The following is a 19,800-nucleotide window of genomic DNA, read 5'->3' as shown; positions in this document are numbered from 1 at the left end:
CCCCACAAAGTGATGAGATAAAAGCTGCGTCAGCCGGGTTTGCACAAAATAAGCTATATTCACAGAACCCATCTGACAACTTTTAAAACCTACCAACTGTCAGATCAAGTTGTGGCTATTACACCTGCGGCTGCGACCGGTTGCTGCATTCCATTCCGCAGCCCCTCTCGCCGCTATGGCAGGCCCGTATTCGTTCCTCATACCGGCCTGATGACTGCTTCAATTACATTTACCAGTCATAGCACCGCTACCACAAAGTTAACGACGCAGGAAAACTGTCAAGGTTGTAGTAAATAGCAGCTTTCGCTGCTACCCTTGACAGTTTCCCTGCTTTAAGTTTCGGTTGTTTAAGCGGTGATATGACCCGGTTCGTACTTAGGAACCTGAAACTTCGTATTGATTAAGTTGCAAACCTCGCTCCGTTTTCCATTCGACGGGTCCTCTTGCCGAACGTCCTAGTATCATTGCAGCGGCTCGGGACGGTGAACTGAACGAGTAATCGCGGGTTAGCTTAAGGTATTCCTCCGACTCAATCAAAATTCCATCTTGTAGCATCTTTGTACGTTCATTTCTAATGCTTTCTGGCAATGATGATTGGTAATCTATGACGAATTGGGAATTATTAAAGACAATAAATCCTTCTGTCGAGGGACTTCCCTTTGCTGTAACACCAGAAGCATTCTTGCAATAGAAAATAGCGTCTTGATTATCAGTAGTGCTGACAGTTTCCGTTATCTCTTCAAACATTCTATGGCCCAGCGTAGCAGTTAAGAGCTTTATATTTGCTAAGAACTCTTCTAACTCGGCTTTCTCGGCTTCTGATACCGAAGACTTCGTAGGTGTATTTTGAGTCGAAACATCATACCGTCTGGAAGATTGCCCGATATTATGGAGCCGATTTTCCAAATACTTTATACTTGCTTTATTTAAATAGTCATCCTTGCTAACAAATAATATCACTTCATTCCAAAAATCCTTTTTGATATCATGACTCTTTATTCTGTCGATTACAGGCTCTCCTTCGCCGATATAAGCTGCATCTTCATTGTTCTCGTTTTTACCAAATAGTATATATACACCGGCCTTGTGGAGTTCATCTCGGCGTAAATAGTCTTTAACTTTGATTCGAGGAATCTTAAATGCTTTTCCAGTCCAATTAGAAAGTTCCGCTGTGATCATTCCGTTAGGAGAACCTTCGACCAGGAATAGCCGTATAGTTTTACCAAATGACATGATAAAGTTAATTTAGATTTTCTCTTATTTAATTTTCAGTTGGCGTATCTTCATTCTCAAACAACGGTGTTGTAGTTCTTCTTTCTTTAGAATTTCTTTCTAAATATTCTCTATAATCTTGATTTACATATCTTATCATCGGCATCATTTGACCCCTCATTTCATTCAAAGCGTCAAAAACTATATGCTTCACTTCAGTTGATAGCATTGTAAATGCGTCAAATTCAGGCCCCAACTCATTAATGATATAATCAGGATTAAACCTAGATTCATAGAAGGTATTGTCACTTTTAATAAGGAAAGTTCTAAGTCTCATTACTTGGCCCCCCGAGGTGTTAAAAGGCTCTGCGTTAATAATATCTTTCACTCCGACTATCTCTCTTAAAAAGGTTTCCCAAGTTATATTTCCGTTCAAAATTTGTGAATAACTAGATAGCTTAAAGCTTCGAAGAATATCAATTAACCGTCTAAATCTCACAACGCTACGAGCCACTTCACGCTCATTAGTATTGCCGATACTGGTTAAAATAGCTGTTTTTAGGTCTTCAAATTGATTAGTTAGTATATCTATACGCTTTGTTTCTAGCTGCTTATTACGCGTTTCATTTAACAATCTTTGAAATAATCCGGCCCACTGTTTTTTTAAAGCTTGCTCTATATCCTCGAACTTTCCGAAAGTATTAATGCTATTACCACGAGTACGGTGGCGTAAAAAGTTGATGAATTCAAATATAAACTCTGCTGTTTCCGGTTTATCAATTGATGGAAACTCTATGTCTTTTAAAATTGTCTTACTTTTATTTTTTTCATAAAGCTCATGGTCATTCCAAAGTCTGTTATCGATAAAGGTGAATATTGGAATTTCGATCTCCACCGCTTTTAAAACTTCCAATTGCGTTACTGAAATGTTATCTTTCTTTTTTAAATGATCTACACTTTTCGATTTATCAATTAAAGCATCAAAATCAATTTTGGAAATAGCCTCTGGGATAGCCCTGCCCCCAAATCTCGATCCAACAATTAAAAGAATTAAGTCGCAGGTAGCGATTTCTTCAATACAAGATGTATGCGTATGAATACGTGGATCATATAATATATCATTATAATCACTCATTATTGGTTCGTATCCCATTGAAGATATAAATGATCTAATTTGCCCTCTTATTGGAGCTAGATCATAGCACGTGGATGAAACAAAAATTCTTAATGAAGCCATAAAGTCTTGTATAAGTTTAGGTTTTTTAATTTTTTAGTAGTTGCTGATTCGTGAAAAAATACTAACAATTATAGTAGTGTGCGTTTACACCGCCAACACCCGCTTTATTGTCTCCTGCATAGCAATCTTAAACGCGTCATCCTTTGAAATAAGCTTGTAAAGGTCTAATTCATCTTTCCTTTGCCTCGCCATTACTTCATCAAAGATCTTTTTGAATGCGATTTCTCGATTTTGTAAATCTAAGTTCTCAGCATACTTCTCCTTAAAGTCGGGATGCAGGCGAATTTTGTTTGCGAGGCTAACGAATTTAACTCGTTGCTCTTCTGGTGTTACCTCCCAACCTTGAAAGAACCGTTCGTTAAAGCTTCTGATGATTAATTCAAGTGGGTCTTCTTCTTGGTCGCTTCCGTGAGCACCTCGAGGATTTGGGTTTTGCGGTTCCAGTTGGGTTTCAGATTGATCCAAACCTATGGAAGCATTTAATTTAACGCGTTCCAAGCCGTAAGAACTTAGATCCACAGAATCCAACAATTCATCAAGTTCGTCTCGGCCCGGATCAGTAATAAGAAGCTTTGGTATAAGGAACTTCAAAAACCAGAACAATTTCTCCCAAGCTATAACCTCGAAGGGCAATATTGCGGCCACCTGTCCATAGATCTTAACAAATTGCTTCGCCTTGATTTTAAAGTCGGCCTTAGCATCATCTTCCAATTCTAACCCTTGATTAAAACGGTCTGCCGGAATATCAATTATAGGACTTAACTGTTGAGCATTAACCTTATCAAAGTACTTCTCTACAAATTCCTCCACCTCGCTCCACTCGTAAACTCCCACCTCATCCAGGCTGCCCTTCAATTCGTGCAGAACGTTTACATCGGTTGCCTTGCTCAGGGTGGTTGAGGTGTAAAAAGGATCAAAGGATGCTTTGATCTCATCAGTGGAGTTAAAAAAGTCAAGTACAAAAAGGTCTTCAGTTCTTTTTCCTAACCTATCGGCTGCCCGGTTTAATCTCGAAAGGGCTTGAACTGCCAATACTCCCTGCAACTTTTTATCAACGTACATTGCCGTTAGCTTTGGCTGATCAAACCCAGTCAGGTATTTATTTGCTACTACTAATATCCGATACTCATCCATATCGAAGTAACGAGCAATCTTATCACTGATATAACCAGGATCAGTTGGCTTAGTGGTATCTAACTCTTGAGGAAAAACATTTAATGTATCTTCAGTATACTCAACGCCATCTACTACCATCTTTCCTGAAAACGCAATTGCTATTCTGAACGGACTTCCCCGCTGTTTTAATAAATCCCTCACCACAAAATAATACCTGATCGCTGATTCGATGCTTTGCGTCACCACCATCGCTTTAGCCTTGCCTTTAAGCTTTTTAGCATTAACCACCTTCTTAATAAAGTGGTCTAACATTATCTCAGCTTTTATAGCAATGGTTTGGGCATGCCTTTCTACAAATACACGTAGCTTTTTCTGAGCTTTAACGGTATCAAACAAAGGATTGTCCTCAATGGATTTCTCTATCTCGTAGTAGCTTTTGTAAGTGGTATAATTAGCAAGTACATCAAGGATAAAGCCTTCCTCTATGGCCTGTTTCATGCTATAGAGGTCGAAAGGTCGATATTTTCCGTCCTCTCCCTTAATGCCGAACTTTTCAAGGGTAGCATTTTTAGGGGTAGCTGTAAAGGCGAAGTAGGAAGCATTTCCTGCCATCTTTCTACCACGCATTGCTGCAAGTATTTTATCCTGCGGGTCCTCGTCTTCCTCCTCAACATTTCCGCTCATGGCTCTGTTCAGATTGTCTGCAGCAGAACCACTTTGGCTACTGTGTGCTTCGTCTATGATAACGGCAAAACGTTTATTAGATAAATCGGCGATGCCTTCAACAATGACAGGGAATTTTTGAATAGTTGTAATGATGATACGCTTACCACCTTCTAAATTTTCTTTGAGTTCCTTTGAAGAATAGGCTGGAGCTACTATGTTTTTAACTTCCGAAAAATCCTTAATGTTCTCCCTGATCTGCTTGTCGAGAAGGCGACGGTCTGTTACTACAATGACGGAGTCAAACAGAGGCTGAGACAAACCTCTTCCACCAGGAGTAGTTTCGCTATCAGGATAGGTTTCAATCAATTGGTAAGCGGCCCAGGTTATGGAGTTGGATTTTCCCGAACCTGCTGAATGCTGAATAAGATAGGTTTGACCTACACCCTTTACCGACGCATCTTTAATTAACCGCCGTACAACGTCCATTTGGTGGTAGCGCGGAAAATAAAGATTCTTCTTACCAATTGGGTCGGTCTCTTTGCCGTCCATACGCACGAAGTGCTGAATAATATTCGCAACACTATGACGCGTCAGTACTTCATCCCACAGGTAAGCCGTTTTATGGCCGAAGGGGTTTGGGGGATTTCCTTTGCCAAAGTTATGGCCGAGGTTGAAAGGTAAGAAGAACGTTCCGGCACCATTTAGCTTGGTCGTCATGTAAACTTCGTCCGTGTCAACAGCAAAGTGAACGATACAACGGCCAAAGTTTAACAACGGCTGGGTAATATCACGCTTGTACTTGTACTGGTTTTGTCCGTGTACTTTTGCGTTTTGCCCTGTCCAATGGTTTTTGAGTTCCATAGTAGCAAAAGGCAATCCGTTAACGAACAGCACCATATCTATCTCTTCGTTTGGGTTGCTTAATGAATAGCGCACCTGCCGTGTAACGCTGAACTCGTTGGCCTCAAAATTATCTCGGATCGTTTTGCTGCTGCTGGCCAATGGTAGCGGGTACAGGAGTACGAAATGTGCGTCGTCGACCTCCAAGCCCTTCCTGAACAAACGGATGATACCATATTTTTTGATCATACGGTCAAGCCGTTCCAAAATTTTCAGTTTCCAGTCGCTTTGCTTTTGGAGTTTAGCAAGTTCGTCTTTTTGTGTATTCTCTAAAAAACTCCAGAAACGCTCCTTATCAATAGCGAAACGGGCATCAAAATCGTGAGGCTGACCAATGTAGTAGCCATTACCAGACTTATATGCACCTAACGGCTCTGCTACCGCATTAGTAGCAGCTGCTTTTAATTCTTCAGTACAAGAGCCGGTAAGCCGCTTTTCAATTGCAGCTTCTAAGGCTTGCTCGTTGGTTTGACTTGGCATAGGTTTATAAGGTGCTTAATATTTTATGTGCCGCTCTTATATCTGATGTCTGATTTGGGTTTGATTTTTGTTCAATTGATGCAAGGCAAATTTTTTCGGAACTTTCATTAAAATAGACTCTAAGTGCCACCGGTCGGTAAACTCTCAATTCGTAAACCTTACATTGGTTATTTTCAGGTGTTACATCGGCTATAATTTTTGTATCAGGATAATACGGCGTCGCTAGTCCGCGTTTTTTCGCTTTTATAAAGTCATCAATTATTGATTGTTGCACAGAGATGTCTAAGCTCAAAAAGTCCCTTTTAAAACTGGCTGGATAGCTGCAAATTCCTAAGTTCGCTAACAATTTTTCGAATAGAGATAGCAATCTAAATTTATATCGTTGATATGAATTGTTATCCAAAATTTGATTATCTTCTGAAATGTTGCAGCCATTAAAGTTAATGCCTAAAAACGCATTATTGTCATTGGGATAATGTTCAATTGCAATATCATCATTGTCAATATATTCTTCAATAGGAGATAATTGCTCAATAAAAGTTATAATGCTTTGTTCGAGTTGACCATAGCTTGAAAACAATCTAGCATATTGATCTAGATAATAAATCGAACTATGTTTGCTGAAAACATCTTCTTTATGTCTTTTTATGGCGATCAATTCCGACATACCTAATGCAAATTCAGTATAATCGTCAATGCTGATAGCTTCATTCACCAAAAAAAAATTGTTCATCCCTTTCTTATTTTGAATAGCTCAGCAAAATCTATTTGGCTTTGGTCAAAAAAACCAGTAGGCCATTTGGATAGCTCCCCTAATTTGTTAATTGAAATTGGTTCTACATCAGGTTGAGGTTCGCCTTCTTTTTGTGAAAAGAAATTTATTGTGACTAATTCGGGTTTTATTTCCGCTTTTGCCGCTGAAATTTGAACGCCGTTAATTATATGGTCACTATGCGTTTCTACAATTACATTAACCCCAGATTGTGCTATATGTGCTAAGAAACGCCCGATCTTTGACTGCGCGGATGGGTGTAAGTGTGCTTCCGGGTTCTCAACTACCATATAACTGCCTGATTTGGCTATTAAACCAGTTACTAGAATTGGCAATACATAACTTATACCGAAGCCAATGTTTGTGGCTATGGTGGGTTCCCCTTTTGTGAAATAGTTATCTACTCTGACCTGTGCAGAATGAGTTTCCGTGCTATAACTCGCAGATACTTTTACACCAGGCATTATCTCATTTAACCATGCATTGACTTGTTGTTCCAGGTAAGGGCTTGGAGCTTTACTATGCTTCCTTTTTTCATCCACTCTGAAATTATAATTAAAATTTGTGTCTCCCAGTAATTGAGCAACATATTCACCCTGAAATCCGGCATTAGGATAGTCATAAAATTTTATGGCCTGACTTATCCTTGGTCCCATTCTTTCTGCATTTAGATAATAGAATTCCTGCATGAATAAGCCCGACTTGTCAGATTCGCCAACTACCGCAATTGGTGTCAACCAAAGTTCACCATCATTGGAATCGTAAACGATTTTAAAAGTTCCTACGCCGTTTGTGATGCCCAACTCAATTGTATCCTTTTTATAATTGCGCGGTAAAATATAGTTGCTATTACCTAAAGCCAAGCAATATGAGCCATTTAGTTCAACATTCAGACCGTTGGGTTTAGTGATTGAATAAAACCCGGAATCAAATCCTTCGGCGTTATCCCATTGCGCACAATGCTCAATTGTGCGTCTTAAAAACAATAAAGCTTGTATGGTCGTACTTTTTCCATTCCCATTTGCACCAGCTAAAACTGTTAACCTATTAAAGCCAACTTCTATATTATAAAAGCATTTAAAGTTTTCTATCCTTAGATAGTCCATATCAGTTATTTAAATGTTGCTTTAATAATTTGTTACATTGTTTAAAAGCGTAGACAAGGTTCGCTTTAGAATTGGTTCCGTATGACAGATACATCCAAAAATTGCGGTCATCTTTTATGCTTTCTGCGAGCGGTTGAAGTAATGCATTTTTTTCATTTAATTGTTTCACCTTCTCATAGTCGTATTGCGACAATAGAACCGACCAGCAAACAAACAAAGCCTTGTTGATAAGTTGCTTATAAGCCCCCGGTACAAGGTCGACTGGAGTCACTTTTCTAAATGCGAACCTACTACCAAATAAATATTCAGCGTTTTTCATAGCATTAGAAAAGGAACTTACAAAATGCTCTAATTCGCTCGTGCTATGCTTAGATAATTCATCGGTAAGTTCATCAAGAGATGAGTCCATATAGCCATTATAATTGTCTATGGTTTTATTGGATTGTACAAGTCTTAAAAATAAAATAAACCTCAAGGCGATCTCTTGATCGTCCATTCTCGTCGGTTTAATACTTCTATCAGTGGCTGTTTTGAATTCTTCTAATTCAGCCATTTGTTTAAGTATAGTACGTAGGGCTTTACTAGCAAGGCAATTTCTTATTTCCTGATTATTCAATGGCTTTCCGCCAGTATTTATTCTTCTGAATATGTCATACTTTACTTTAGCTGGTGAAGAAGGATCAATGACGTTAACGGAAAATTGAGTCATGTTAAACCATCTAAAGTATTTTGGGTCAATCCCTTTTTTGCCGTTGTGATCTGTATAATACCTGCCCTCACAGGTATCTTTCAAATATTCAAGATTTTTTAAAGGGAACTTATTGTCCATAAATTCCTTAATCGTCGTTAATCTTTGCAACCCGTCTACGACTGATATTAGGCCATCTCTTTCTTCTGCGAAATAAAACATTGGTAATGGAATGCGTAATAAAATGGATTCAATCAATCTCGATTTTTGAAGGCTCGTCCACACATAATTTCTTTGAAAATCCGGATTCAAATCGATGTCTTTATTGTTAATCATTTCGTCGATTAACTTGACGCTAAATTGCTTTGAGTTTACCTTTATGAGGTCAGGATCGTAAGGATTAGCTTCTTCAGTAATACTGGTGTCTGAATTCTCGGTGCCTGATTGTTCTGCCTCGATAATATCAAGAACAAGCTTATCTAGTTTTATGTACAAAGTCTCGTTATCTTCTGTTATATTGGGGTTGGAGGAAATTACTTTTAATGTTCTATCACTAAGTTGTAATTCCATCCAGCTTTTCTTGTGTTCATCTATTAAACTGAAGATATTGTTATTCCCTTCTTCATCATTTCTAACAGGTACTAATAGAAGCGTATCGTTTCCATTAACTGCTAACTCTATAATTGCTGCCATACTTGTTTAAAACTACAAAATTTATCCTACTCTTATTTTACCCGTTACCGCACTATTAATTAAAGTGGCTTTGTATTCTTTTAGCTTTTCGATTGTCTTTTGTTCTACACTTATAGATTTATTATATTCCAACTGCAAACCCTCGTAATAACTAATTATTTCCTTTTGCTCTAACAAAGGCGGGACAATTGATTTAACGTTGTAAAAATTCTGGTTAGAGAGGTTTTGCAGACCTACAGTCATGCCGTTTGAAGCACCAGCATATATAGTTTTATAATTTTCCGTATGAAACAATATTTCAAAGTACTTTGAATTAACCTCTTTTAAAGGCTCAAATACTCCATAATGGAAAGTTACGATACCTCGATAGGAAGATTCAAAAAATACTCCTAAATGTCCCTTAAATCGATTTACAATAAGGTCTCCCGGTAAACACAATTTAAAATTGTTACGATGGGACGGACTAAGCGACCGTTCTCTCATCTCCTCCGATGGAATTACCCCATCTACTTGTGACAAAGACAATGGTAGCTCGTAACTGTTGGTAATTTTTCTGCTGTTTTCTCGAAACAACCGTCTATTGAACTTTACCTCCCAATGCTCGGGTATTTCCCCAATCCACTCAACGCCACTATCCTTTAATTTTACATTCCGATCTAATCCCCGCGTTACTGCTTTATGTATTAATATCTGTTGCCGTTCTTTTAAAAGCTCCATTTGCCTTTCCTTTTGCGCTATGGCTTTGTCGATCTGCTCGATCTTTTGATCTAGAAAATTGGCAATAGCGGTTTGCTCTGAAAGAGGAGGGCAAAAAGTTTTAAAGGAAAAAAAGTTTTCTTTGGATATTGTATTTCTCAGGCCGGTATAAAGTGGCTTGAGCTTTTTGTGAGCATCAAGATTTAAGTAGAAATAAAATAAATACTTTTTGTTATATGTGGGACTTACCTCCATCACAGTATAAGCACCTGTTATCATTCCCTCGAAATTTGATAATCCTACAGTACGAGGTGTTTCTTCAACATCAAATAGACAAAACACAAAATCACCCTCTTTGACTTCTTGATAAGTATCAAATTCAGCTGGGAATTTGCCTTGCGGATTTTCCATGTCACGTATAATAATCCCATTTAAAGTCAAGGAAAGTAGCGTATATTCTTTTGACCGCTTTCCTACCAGATTTTTCCTTAGCCGAAAGATGAACTTATTTGCTAAAAAACCCCAGTGTTGCGGAAGTTCTCCCAACCACGGTACGCCGCTATCTTTATAAGCTTCATACTTACTCATTAAGTCAGCCTTTTTATCCACCACCGCTTCCATTATTGCATCAGGTTTAAAATTTCGTGGATCAAACCTTCACTCTCTGCTTCCAACTGAAGAATGTCAGCTGTTACCTCTTCCAGGCTGCGTAATGGCTTGTGCTGGTAAAAGTATTTGTTAAAGCTTATCTCGTAGCCTATTTTGGTAGCATCCATATTTATCCAACTTTCATCCACATGCGGCTTCACTTCGCGTAAAAAGTACTCATGTATGCTTTCATTTAAAGGCACATTCTCGGTATCTCTTAAATCGCCCTCTGTCTCATACTGCAGGTATTCGCCTTTGTGTTCAGTTGGGTAATAGCCGTAATCGGGTAAGTGTTGTTCTTCGCAGCCTAATCGATCCAATAACGCTTCCAGCTTTTGGCCTTGTAGCTTTACTGTGCCTTTTACCACTTTTTCGGCTTCTGCATTATACCAGCTAACCGCATTTAATATCGCGTTCTTTTCAGAAGCACTTAATTTTATTTTTTCGGCTTTAAGTACAGCATCAACCTTAGCTCCAAAAACATTAAAGTCGTTAAAAACTTCGCCGCCAACCTGTTCCATTAATTGTTTGGCAACGGCAATTAAGTCTAATCCCTTTTGCCAGGTTGCAGGAGCCACTAAAGTTTTACTTTGCTTGGTATTCAAACTCAATTCATTTTTTTCGCACCAGTCTAATATCGCCTTTTCATGTGCAGGCAGGTTGGTATAAACGTCTTCGCCAAACTCCTCGTACGCCCATTGCATAGGTTCCCGTAGTGTTTTATCAAGGCGTAGTTCTTCGATGCGTTCATTTGTAAATTGAGCTTTGAGGCGTTTAGGTCGTTCTATCGTTACCTTGTAGTAACCAAAGTCAGCATTGTTAAATACTTTAGCCGCAATGCCATCTTCGCCCTCGCGCTCCACCTCTTGCATACCCTCATACACATTTACTATTTCGCGGATATGTTCAGGAGCAAACTCGCAGTTCTTATTACCCAGGTTTTTCCGCAGCTTACGATAGCGCTGTCCCGCGTCAATCAGTTGTACTTTGCCTTTTCTATGCTCAGCTTTGTTGTTACTTAACAACCAGATGTAAGTGGTAATCCCCGTATTGTAAAACAAGTTGTTGGGCATTTGGATAATTGCTTCCAGCCAGTCGTTCTCAATAATATATCTGCGGATATTGCTTTCGCCGCTGCCTGCGTCACCGGTAAAAAGGCTCGAGCCGTTATGAACCGAAGCAACGCGCGAGCCGGTAGGGTTTTGGTCCAATGGTTTCATTTTGTTCACCATCTCCATCAGGAACAGCAGCTGCCCGTCCGACGAACGGGGCGTCGCATCAACGTTCTCCTCATTACTCCAGTAATCCTTGAGTTTTACCTGGAAACGAGGATCAATAATTTCCTTGCCATCCTTAATATACTTCAGTTCGCTTGCCCATGATTTACCATAAGGCGGATTGGATAGCATGAAATTGAAGTGCATACCGGCAAACTCATCCGTACTTAAAGTAGAACCGACACGAATATTCTCGGGGTTATTCCCCTTGATCATCATGTCCGACTTACAGATCGCATACGTCTCGTCGTTGATCTCCTTACCGTACAAATGCACGTCTCCTTTCGCCCTGATCTCACCCTCCTCATCCTTGATAAAGTTCTGCGATTCGGTGAGCATACCTCCCGATCCACAGGCAGGGTCATAGATAGTCATAACCGGAGGCAGGTTATCCTTAATAGGTTCAAAGACAAGATGGGTCATCAGGTCAATTACTTCCCTCGGGGTGAAGTGCTCACCGGCCTCTTCGTTGTTCTCCTCATTAAACCGGCGGATCAATTCCTCAAATACGTAGCCCATTCCAAGGTTTGTCAGAGCAGGTAGCTTACGACCGTCGGGATCGGGCTTTTCAAAAGGCGTAAGGTTAATATTTGGGGAAGTAAATTTTTCAAGAACGTTAAGCAATACGTCCTTTTGCGCCATGTGGGTTACCTGGCGTTTAAGGTTAAATTTTTCGATGATCTCCTTTACGTTAGCACTAAAGCCATTTAGATAATCGGAAAAGTTGCCTTCTAAAATTTGTTGATTATTGGTCGCTGTATCCTTTAAACGTTGTAACGTCCACTCACTGGTATTGTAAAACACAAAACCAGACGCTTCGCGCAGCCCGCTGTCGTCCCACTCGGTAAAACCAGCCTCGTCTCTCTGGAACGCTAATTCTTCCATCACAGCTGCTTTGGTTGGTTCGAGCAAAGCATCCAGTCGCCGCAGCACCACCATTGGCAAAATTACATCTCGATACTTCCCGCGGACGTAAACGTCTCGCAAACAGTCGTCTGCAATACTCCAAATAAAAGATACGAGTTTATTATGGACAGAAGTATTCATGTCTTAAGGTTTAGAAAATAGTTTCAATTAATAGGGACAAAATAAGGTATTCTGGTATACTATCAAATAGCATTTTGTCAGCGTATTTAATATTTGATGAAGTTTTACTAATATTAGCTTCTCAACCTCAACACTCATGCCCCTAAACGAACTGGAGAAACATCCTTATTTAGACTATCATCAAACATTGCCGTTAACTCTCCAAAGACCAAAGTCAGAATTCACCGGCCTGATCATTGGCACTTTTCCAATTTATGATATCACCATGTCTCACGATGGGCAAACACACCGATTTGGTAATGGTGCCAGGATGCAGTTTTTCTATGGCAGCAGTGAAAATAGCTTTTGGGAAACGTTAACTACTATACTGAGAGTTGATGACGATGATAATCCTTTAAAAACGCCAAATGCTAAAGACGGAACGCTGCGGGCAATCAATCTACTAACAAGCAGGGGGTTATTGATTACTGATGTTATAAAATGTACTAACCGTTATAACAATACGACTAAAAACGGCAAATGTCCACTGGACCAAAGTCTTTTGAACTGTAAAGGAGCGCCTCTTGAAACACTTAAAGGGTTTCAATATAATAACGGAATTAAGGATATCTTAAGTCAATATCCAGGCATAAAGAACTTATTTTTTACGAATACCGGAGTTTCAGGAATAACGCCCTTTGGTTTATTTCAAAAAGAGATCTTTAAAAATAAGATTCAAATAGTGAACGAATACAAGGCGGGTACCAGATTATTTGCTCAGACGATAAGAATTGATAATAAGATGTATGACGCATTTTTCCTGCCATCACCCGCAGGCGAGGGTTTTAGGGGCCTAAGTTGGGGAGATAAGCGTCCATTGAAGGTATTGCAGGATTATGTGAGAAGTAAGAATCCTAAATTGTACAACGAATTGGTTAAACTGAAGCAATCGCAGCGGTCTATAAGGCAGAGTAATGACCTTACAAATCTCAGAAAAAGCTTTTTTGAAGATTGTTGGAGGGCGGCTATCGTGGATAGAAATAAGGGGTTCTTTAGCAGCTTGCAACCTAAGCTTTGATTGATTCATTTCTTGTTAAAGTTATCAATATTGCCCGCTAACTTTGCACATCAGAATCCTTTCCTAATTTTCATGCTTGCTGCTGCCGGTTGTTTAAGCGATGCAATGGGTAAGTGTGTTTGCCTAGCCCTAATCACATGTAGCCCCTCGTTTTTGAAACTTAATGAAGTTTATTTACATAGCATTTATTCATCTGGTTTGTAACCGATCCTCTTTCTATTATTATTAGCAGATTGTTGAGAATCGATTTTATTTGATAACTCGTCCAAATAAGCGAAAACGATCTCCATGTTTTTGCCATGATTAAATAGTTCATTTCTGATTTTTTCTATTTCTAGTCGTATCTCGGTTGTGTCAGTCAAAATTTGTCTGACATGCACAAAAATTCGCATGATACGGATGTTAACCTGTATTGCCGCAGGGCTATTTAACACACTTGAAAGCATACTTATGCCTAGCTCAGTAAAAGCCATAGGCGCATACTTGAAATTTTGCCCTTGTTTCAAGGTGCCAATTTGGCTCCTTGAAATCTGATACTCTTCAGGGGTTAATTCGAACATAAAATCGTCGCCTGGGAACCGCTCAATATTCCTTCTTACCTGGCGCTTAAGGTGCTTGGTCTCTACTTGGTACAGTTCTGCGAGATCCTGATCTAACATCACTTTTTGACCTCTGACGATATAGATCTTGCTTGAGATAATTTCGTCTGTTATGAATACTTCTTTTTGCATGATGTGCAGTTAAGGTTATCACAAAGTGTGATAACCGTTTTCGATTTTTGACAATTTATTTTCAGTGACTGTTAGCTTCTCTTTCAGAACAGCCATATCTTCGCTTACCTTAGCATCTAAGATTTTGGCGTAATGTTGGGTAGTGCGAATATTACGGTGACCAAGCATTTTGGAAACACTTTCTATAGATACGCCGTTTGACAGGGTGACTACTGTAGCAAAAGTGTGCCGGGCAATATGAAAGGTCAATTCCTTGTTAATGCCGACCGCATCGGCAATCTCTTTTAAATAGCTGTTCATCTTTTGATTGGACAGTACAGGCAATGCTTTATCGTTGTGTAAGCATTCTGGATTATCCTCATACTTTTCCAATATCTTCAATGCGGTAGGTAATAAGGGGATACGGGATGTGGTCTCTGTTTTTTGACGTGAAGTAAAGATCCATTGTTGCCCATCAATACCTTTGATGATCTCAGACCTTTTAAGTTTCTTGACATCAGCATAAGCTAATCCGGTGAAACAACTGAATAGGAATATGTCCCTGACTTGTCTGACCCGATTGGTGACCAGCTTAGCATCGGCCATAGCTTGAATTTCGTCTTTGGTCAAAAAATCTCTAACGACCTCTTTTACTTTCGGCTTGTAATTAACGAACGGATCTTTGTCCAGCCAGCCATTCGCTATACATAGCCTGATGATCTTCTTAAAGTTCTTGACATATTTGACCGTCGTATTATTAGCGCAATTGCATTCTGACCGTAAATAGAAATCAAAGGATGTGATAAACTCGTGATCGACCGCTTTGATGTCTATATCAGCTTTCCGGTATTGCCAATGAATAAATTCAGTCACATGCCTGAAAGTAGTTTCAAAGATGGTCAATGTCCCCTGTGAATATTCTTTTCCGATTAGCATCTGCAGACGCTTATTGTGTTCCTTGAAGATGGGGATCAGCATCTTTTGCCTTTCCTTTTGCTCCTTGCCAAGCAATCTGTTTTTGAGATCTTCCACACAGATATTGGCATTTGCATTCATCATTTTTCTGTGCTCATCATAAACCTGCTGTTCAAGGGTTTTGAGGTAATGGTTAAAGACACGCGCTTCTTCATTTGTGCCAGTCATCTTCTGCTGGTCTGCATTCCAGCGTTCCGGTTTAATATACCGGCGGGTGGTAAATTCAACACGTTCTCCTGCCACCGTCAACCTGAGATAAACTGGGGCTTTACCGTCTTTAAGTGTTTTGCTCTTTTTCAACGCGAAGTTGATACAAACTGTTCTGATCATCGCCTTAACGATTAAGGGTTAATAATTAAACTTTTTAGCGGTTCAGCGAGACCTAATTTACGAAGGGCCGAATAGGTCTCGCAAGAGGTCTCGCTTCGATTGATATGAATTGCGTTGAAATGAGGTGGCTATAAAGCAAAAACGCCCCAGATCGTATGATCTGAGGCGTTTTCCAAAACTTTGACATGTTATTTGCGGTGAGGGAGGGATTCGAACCCTCGGTACAGTTTCCCGTACGTCAGTTTAGCAAACTGATCCTTTCGGCCTCTCAGGCACCTCACCTTATTCGTTTAAGAATATCCCCTTGTTTTTGGGTCTGCAAATATAGCAATTCAGCAAAACGCACAAAATAATTTTTCGATATTCTAATAATTAATTCGCACGTGGTAAATGCTCATTAGCATTTTTTTGAATATCTCCTTGATAGTCTGCAGTTCTTTCAACGTGATGTTGCTGTCATTTAGTTGGCCCTGATCTAATTTGTAGCTCACAATACGGTCTACCAGGTTACTGATCGACTGCTCATCGGGCTCTTTCAACGCCCGTGAGGCCGCTTCTACCGAGTCTGCCAGCATCAGAACGCCCTGTTCTTTTGAAAAGGGGATAGGTCCGGGGTAACGAAACGTGTTCTCGTTGATGATCTTTTCGGGAAAATTTTTCAGGAAAGACTGATAAAAATAGTCTACCCTGGTATTTCCATGGTGCGTGCGGATAAAATCGATCACAATCTCTGGCAAATCGTTCTTACGGGCCATGTCTGCCCCGGTGCTGACGTGGCGGATAATGATTTGTGCGCTTTCTTCATAAGAGAGCTTATCATGCGGGTTAAAGCCCGATGTTTGGTTCTCAATAAAATAAAGTGGGTTCTCCATTTTACCAATGTCGTGGTAAAGCGCACCGGCTCTTACCAATAGTGCGTTGCCACCGATACTGAATATCGCGTTCTCTGCCAGGTTAGCTACTTGTAGCGAGTGTTGGAAGGTACCCGGCGCAGTAAAGGCCAACTGGCGTAGCAGCGGCGCGTTGGTATTGGTCAGCTCGATCAGCGTAATTTCTGAAGTAATGCCAAATACACGTTCGAAAGCATAGATCAGCGGATAGGCCAGCAAAGTGAGCAAAACACTCACCACAAACGGCAGGAAATCCATCCAGTCCAGGTTGATGATCGTACCCTCCCTGATGAAAGAAATACCCAAAAAAGCGACCAGGTAGTTGAAGATGATGATCAGCGCCGAGGTAAGGAACTGCTCGCGACGGATCAGGTTCTTGATGCTGTAAATGGATACCATCCCCGCTGTGATCTCATAAAAGGCAAATTCAAAACTGTTAGGCACAAAAAAGCCTGCAACAAGTATCACCAGCAGGTGAATGTTCAGGGCCAGGCGGGTATCAAACAATATCCTGATGATGATCGGTACAATACAGTAGGGGATATAATACAGGTTTGGTAACTGGATGCGGATCGCCCATGAAAGCGTTGCCAGCATGGCGGTTACGACCAGCAGGATCAGGCCTACCAAACGGTTGTCGAAATAAATATCTTTCCGGAATAGGTACAGAAACACGATCAATAGCGTGATTACAATCGCCACCAGCAGAAACTGGCCTAACAATACCAAGCGGCGGTCACCATTAACCCGGGCATTATCTTCAAAGGCTTTTTTATACGATTCCAGCTTCTGGTATACATCATTATTGATGATGGAGCCCTTTACTACAATAGGGTCTCCTTTTTGCACCATACCCCGGGTGATAGAAAGCCCGTCTACCACTTCTTTTTCAAGCCTGCGGGTTAATTTATCGTCATAGAGCAGATTATCCTGGATGCGGTTTTGCAGCAGGTTCATCAGAAACGCATGGTCGAGATTGGTTTTGCTAAGGTATTCTTCACAGTAGGAGAGGGCTTTCTCTTTTGTGAACAGGTCTGCCGTGTTTTTTTCTGCCGCAACGTTGTGGTTAAGTATGGTAATACTGTAGTTCTCGGTAATGGTACGGTATCTTCCATTTAGGGTAAGTACGCCCTTCTGATAAACATTGTTCAGCATTTCCAGGCCTGCCTTCAGGTAACGCTCTTTCAAGTGCTCGTTTAAACCGGCATCGTGCCATTTGATCTCGAAGTCGCCTTTAAAGCCTTCTTGTTGCTGCTGCCCCATGTCCGTATTTAACTGGTAGATCGGCTTAACGGTCTTCAGCGCCTCCAGGCGGTCGGCCTCAATTTCCTGCGGTGTTTTCAGGATGGCGAAGTTATAGGGCGATATCAGGTCTTTCTGGTTCCAGATCCGGCCTTTCTCGTACTCGTACCTGAACTTGGCCTGCTTTGGCAAGGTAACTACGATCACGACAATACTGGCCACAATCATCAGGAACTTCAGATTGCGGGCGTATTTACGTAAAAGCGCCTTTTGACGCGATGCGGAAAGTTTTGCCATAGCGGTTACACTACTTTCTTAAGAACAGGGCTAATCTACTTAAAATTCGTTATCAATTGCGGCGCACAGGATATGGCCGATCAGAATATGCATTTCCTGAACCCGTGCGGTGGTGTTGACAGGGATGACGATATTTAAGTCACACAAGCTATTCATTGCACCGCCATCACGGCCGCTTAACCCAAGGGTATAGCATCCGATCTGCTTACCGGCTTCCAAACCTTTGATTACATTTTCACTGTTACCGCTGGTAGATATACCTATTACCACATCGCCGGGTACAGCCAGGGCTTCCACCTGCCGTGCGAAAATGCGTGCGTAGCCGTAGTCATTACTGATGGCCGTCATGGCAGAGGTATCTGTTGTAAGGGCGATGGCAGGCAAACCGCGGCGTTCTTTTACGAAGCGACCGGTAAATTCCGCAGCAATGTGCTGGGCATCAGCAGCGCTGCCGCCATTGCCGAAAATCAGTACCTTGTTTCCTTTCTTAACGGCGTTAATTACGTTTTTAGCGGCTTCGCCAATCACGGGCACTAACTGGGCTAATACTGCATCCAATGCCTGCCGGTGTTCATTTATTTCTGTTAAGATAAATTGCTCCATGTTATTTCATTCGTTCTAAAACCTCATCCACCGTAGTAACGGCACTGCCTATTTTACTTACCACAATAGCGGCGGCGTGGTTTGCAAAGGTACAAGCTTCTTTGACAGACAGACCTGCAGCAAGGCAAATGCCAATACCAGCCAGTACGGTATCACCAGCGCCGGTGACGTCAAAAACCTCGCTAGCCTTGGTAGGGATCACCTCCAAATGGTCATTATAAATCGCCATACCTTCTTCTGATAGCGTAATGATGACGGTTTTAGCGTTGATTAATTGTTTCAGTTTATCAGCAGCCTGCTCCAGGCTGGCGCGGTCTGTAATATCGACACGGGTAGCTATAGCTGCTTCTTTCTTATTTGGTTTGATGACCGAAGCGCCGAGGTATTTAGAAAAATCCGTTCCTTTTGGATCAACAATACTCAGAATGCCTTTCTGGTTGGCCAGTTCTATTACACGGCGTAATACGTTTTCTGTCAGTACACCCTTGGCATAATCAGAGATCAGCAGGATGTGATAGTCGCCCAGGTGCTGCTCTACAAAATTGACCAGCTGGTATTCCGACTGGCTGTCGACCGGCTTACGGGTTTCGCTATCAATGCGGATCATCTGGTGATTGGATGCCAGTATCCTTGATTTTTTTGTAGTGATGCGGCCAGGCTGTCGGAAAATGCCGGTGGTATCCGCACCACTGTCTTGCAATAGCTGGCAAAGTTCATCGCCGCAGCGGTCGTCGCCAACCACGCTTACCATGTTTGCCTGTACCCCAAAGCTGGCCAGGTTTTTCAATACGTTACCAGCACCACCAAGCATTTCCTCATCGCGGATCACATCAATAAGTGGTACGGGCGCTTCTGGTGATATGCGTTCAAATTTGCCCCATACATAATGGTCGATCATCAGATCGCCGATTAGCAATACCTTTATATCGTTTAGTTTTTTTAATAAGTCGGTGTACATATCCTTTGTGTGCAGCTAATGCTTAAAGCGGACTTTTGATGTTCAAAAAAAGAGGCGCAACGCCTGTTCAGCAATAGAACGTAATCAATTAAGCCCTCAATCATATTACGAATAAGCCATCAAAAATAGAAAAGTTCTGAAAATTATATCATAACGACAAATTGTGCGTTTCGTTTTGAAGCGGGAGATTTTACCTGCCG

The 19,800-nt window shown here is 40.9% G+C and carries 14 protein-coding genes and 1 tRNA gene; 1 reads left to right on the top strand and 14 read right to left on the bottom strand.

Annotated features, from left to right (window positions below):
- Positions 1 to 375: 375 nt before the first annotated feature.
- The 8 genes from MUY27_RS09515 to MUY27_RS09480 all read right to left on the bottom strand — a co-directional run bounded on the left by MUY27_RS09515 (position 376) and on the right by MUY27_RS09480 (position 12,538).
- Entirely contained in the window at positions 376 to 1,233 is an 858-nt protein-coding gene (locus tag MUY27_RS09515) for a GIY-YIG nuclease family protein (RefSeq protein WP_245129771.1), read from the bottom strand.
- Between the two features lie 28 nt (positions 1,234 to 1,261).
- On the bottom strand, positions 1,262 to 2,449 hold the full coding sequence (locus MUY27_RS09510; RefSeq protein ID WP_245129770.1) for a DUF4062 domain-containing protein: 1,188 nt from the start codon (positions 2,447 to 2,449) through the stop codon (positions 1,262 to 1,264).
- 84 nt (positions 2,450 to 2,533) lie between these two features.
- Positions 2,534 to 5,611: a type I restriction endonuclease subunit R gene (locus tag MUY27_RS09505; protein ID WP_245129769.1), complete on the bottom strand. Its 3,078-nt coding sequence runs from the start codon at positions 5,609 to 5,611 to the stop codon at positions 2,534 to 2,536.
- A 4-nt stretch (positions 5,612 to 5,615) separates the two neighbouring features.
- Positions 5,616 to 6,344: a hypothetical protein gene (locus MUY27_RS09500; RefSeq protein WP_245129768.1), complete on the bottom strand. Its 729-nt coding sequence runs from the start codon at positions 6,342 to 6,344 to the stop codon at positions 5,616 to 5,618.
- Positions 6,341 to 7,489, bottom strand: coding sequence for an AAA family ATPase (locus MUY27_RS09495; RefSeq protein ID WP_245129767.1), 1,149 nt, complete (start codon positions 7,487 to 7,489; stop codon positions 6,341 to 6,343). Before MUY27_RS09495 ends, MUY27_RS09500 begins: the two co-directional genes overlap by 4 nt.
- A gap of 1 nt (position 7,490) precedes the next feature.
- Entirely contained in the window at positions 7,491 to 8,870 is a 1,380-nt protein-coding gene (locus MUY27_RS09490) for a DUF262 domain-containing protein (protein WP_245129766.1), read from the bottom strand.
- Positions 8,871 to 8,891: 21 nt separating this feature from the next.
- Positions 8,892 to 10,187 (bottom strand): restriction endonuclease subunit S, encoded by a 1,296-nt coding sequence (locus MUY27_RS09485; RefSeq protein WP_245129765.1) that lies wholly within the window; start codon positions 10,185 to 10,187, stop codon positions 8,892 to 8,894.
- On the bottom strand, positions 10,187 to 12,538 hold the full coding sequence (locus tag MUY27_RS09480; protein WP_245129764.1) for a type I restriction-modification system subunit M: 2,352 nt from the start codon (positions 12,536 to 12,538) through the stop codon (positions 10,187 to 10,189). The genes MUY27_RS09485 and MUY27_RS09480 overlap by 1 nt, the downstream gene beginning before the upstream one ends.
- Before the next feature lie 136 nt (positions 12,539 to 12,674).
- Between MUY27_RS09480 and MUY27_RS09475 the strand changes: the two genes are divergently transcribed.
- A complete protein-coding gene (locus MUY27_RS09475; protein ID WP_245129763.1) occupies positions 12,675 to 13,595 on the top strand; it encodes a uracil-DNA glycosylase family protein in 921 nt (306 codons plus the stop codon).
- Positions 13,596 to 13,780: 185 nt separating this feature from the next.
- Here the strand turns inward: MUY27_RS09475 and MUY27_RS09470 are convergent, their stop codons facing one another.
- The 6 genes from MUY27_RS09470 to rfaE1 form a co-directional block, all read right to left on the bottom strand.
- Complete coding sequence (locus MUY27_RS09470) at positions 13,781 to 14,326, bottom strand: ORF6N domain-containing protein (RefSeq protein ID WP_245129762.1); 546 nt, start codon at positions 14,324 to 14,326, stop codon at positions 13,781 to 13,783.
- Positions 14,327 to 14,344: 18 nt separating this feature from the next.
- Positions 14,345 to 15,610, bottom strand: coding sequence for a site-specific integrase (locus tag MUY27_RS09465; RefSeq protein ID WP_245129761.1), 1,266 nt, complete (start codon positions 15,608 to 15,610; stop codon positions 14,345 to 14,347).
- A 195-nt stretch (positions 15,611 to 15,805) separates the two neighbouring features.
- Positions 15,806 to 15,892, bottom strand: a tRNA-Ser gene (locus tag MUY27_RS09460).
- An 83-nt stretch (positions 15,893 to 15,975) separates the two neighbouring features.
- Positions 15,976 to 18,039 carry an HD family phosphohydrolase gene (locus tag MUY27_RS09455; RefSeq protein ID WP_245129760.1) on the bottom strand — a complete coding sequence of 688 codons (2,064 nt, stop codon included), beginning with the start codon at positions 18,037 to 18,039 and terminating at the stop codon, positions 15,976 to 15,978.
- A 39-nt stretch (positions 18,040 to 18,078) separates the two neighbouring features.
- Positions 18,079 to 18,642: a D-sedoheptulose 7-phosphate isomerase gene (locus tag MUY27_RS09450; protein ID WP_262918301.1), complete on the bottom strand. Its 564-nt coding sequence runs from the start codon at positions 18,640 to 18,642 to the stop codon at positions 18,079 to 18,081.
- A gap of 1 nt (position 18,643) precedes the next feature.
- Complete coding sequence (gene rfaE1 / locus MUY27_RS09445) at positions 18,644 to 19,600, bottom strand: D-glycero-beta-D-manno-heptose-7-phosphate kinase (RefSeq protein WP_245129759.1); 957 nt, start codon at positions 19,598 to 19,600, stop codon at positions 18,644 to 18,646.
- Positions 19,601 to 19,800: the final 200 nt, after the last annotated feature.

The organism is Mucilaginibacter straminoryzae, from assembly GCF_022953055.1.
Classification (GTDB): domain Bacteria; phylum Bacteroidota; class Bacteroidia; order Sphingobacteriales; family Sphingobacteriaceae; genus Mucilaginibacter; species Mucilaginibacter straminoryzae.
This window is presented reverse-complemented; position numbering and strand designations above follow the sequence as displayed.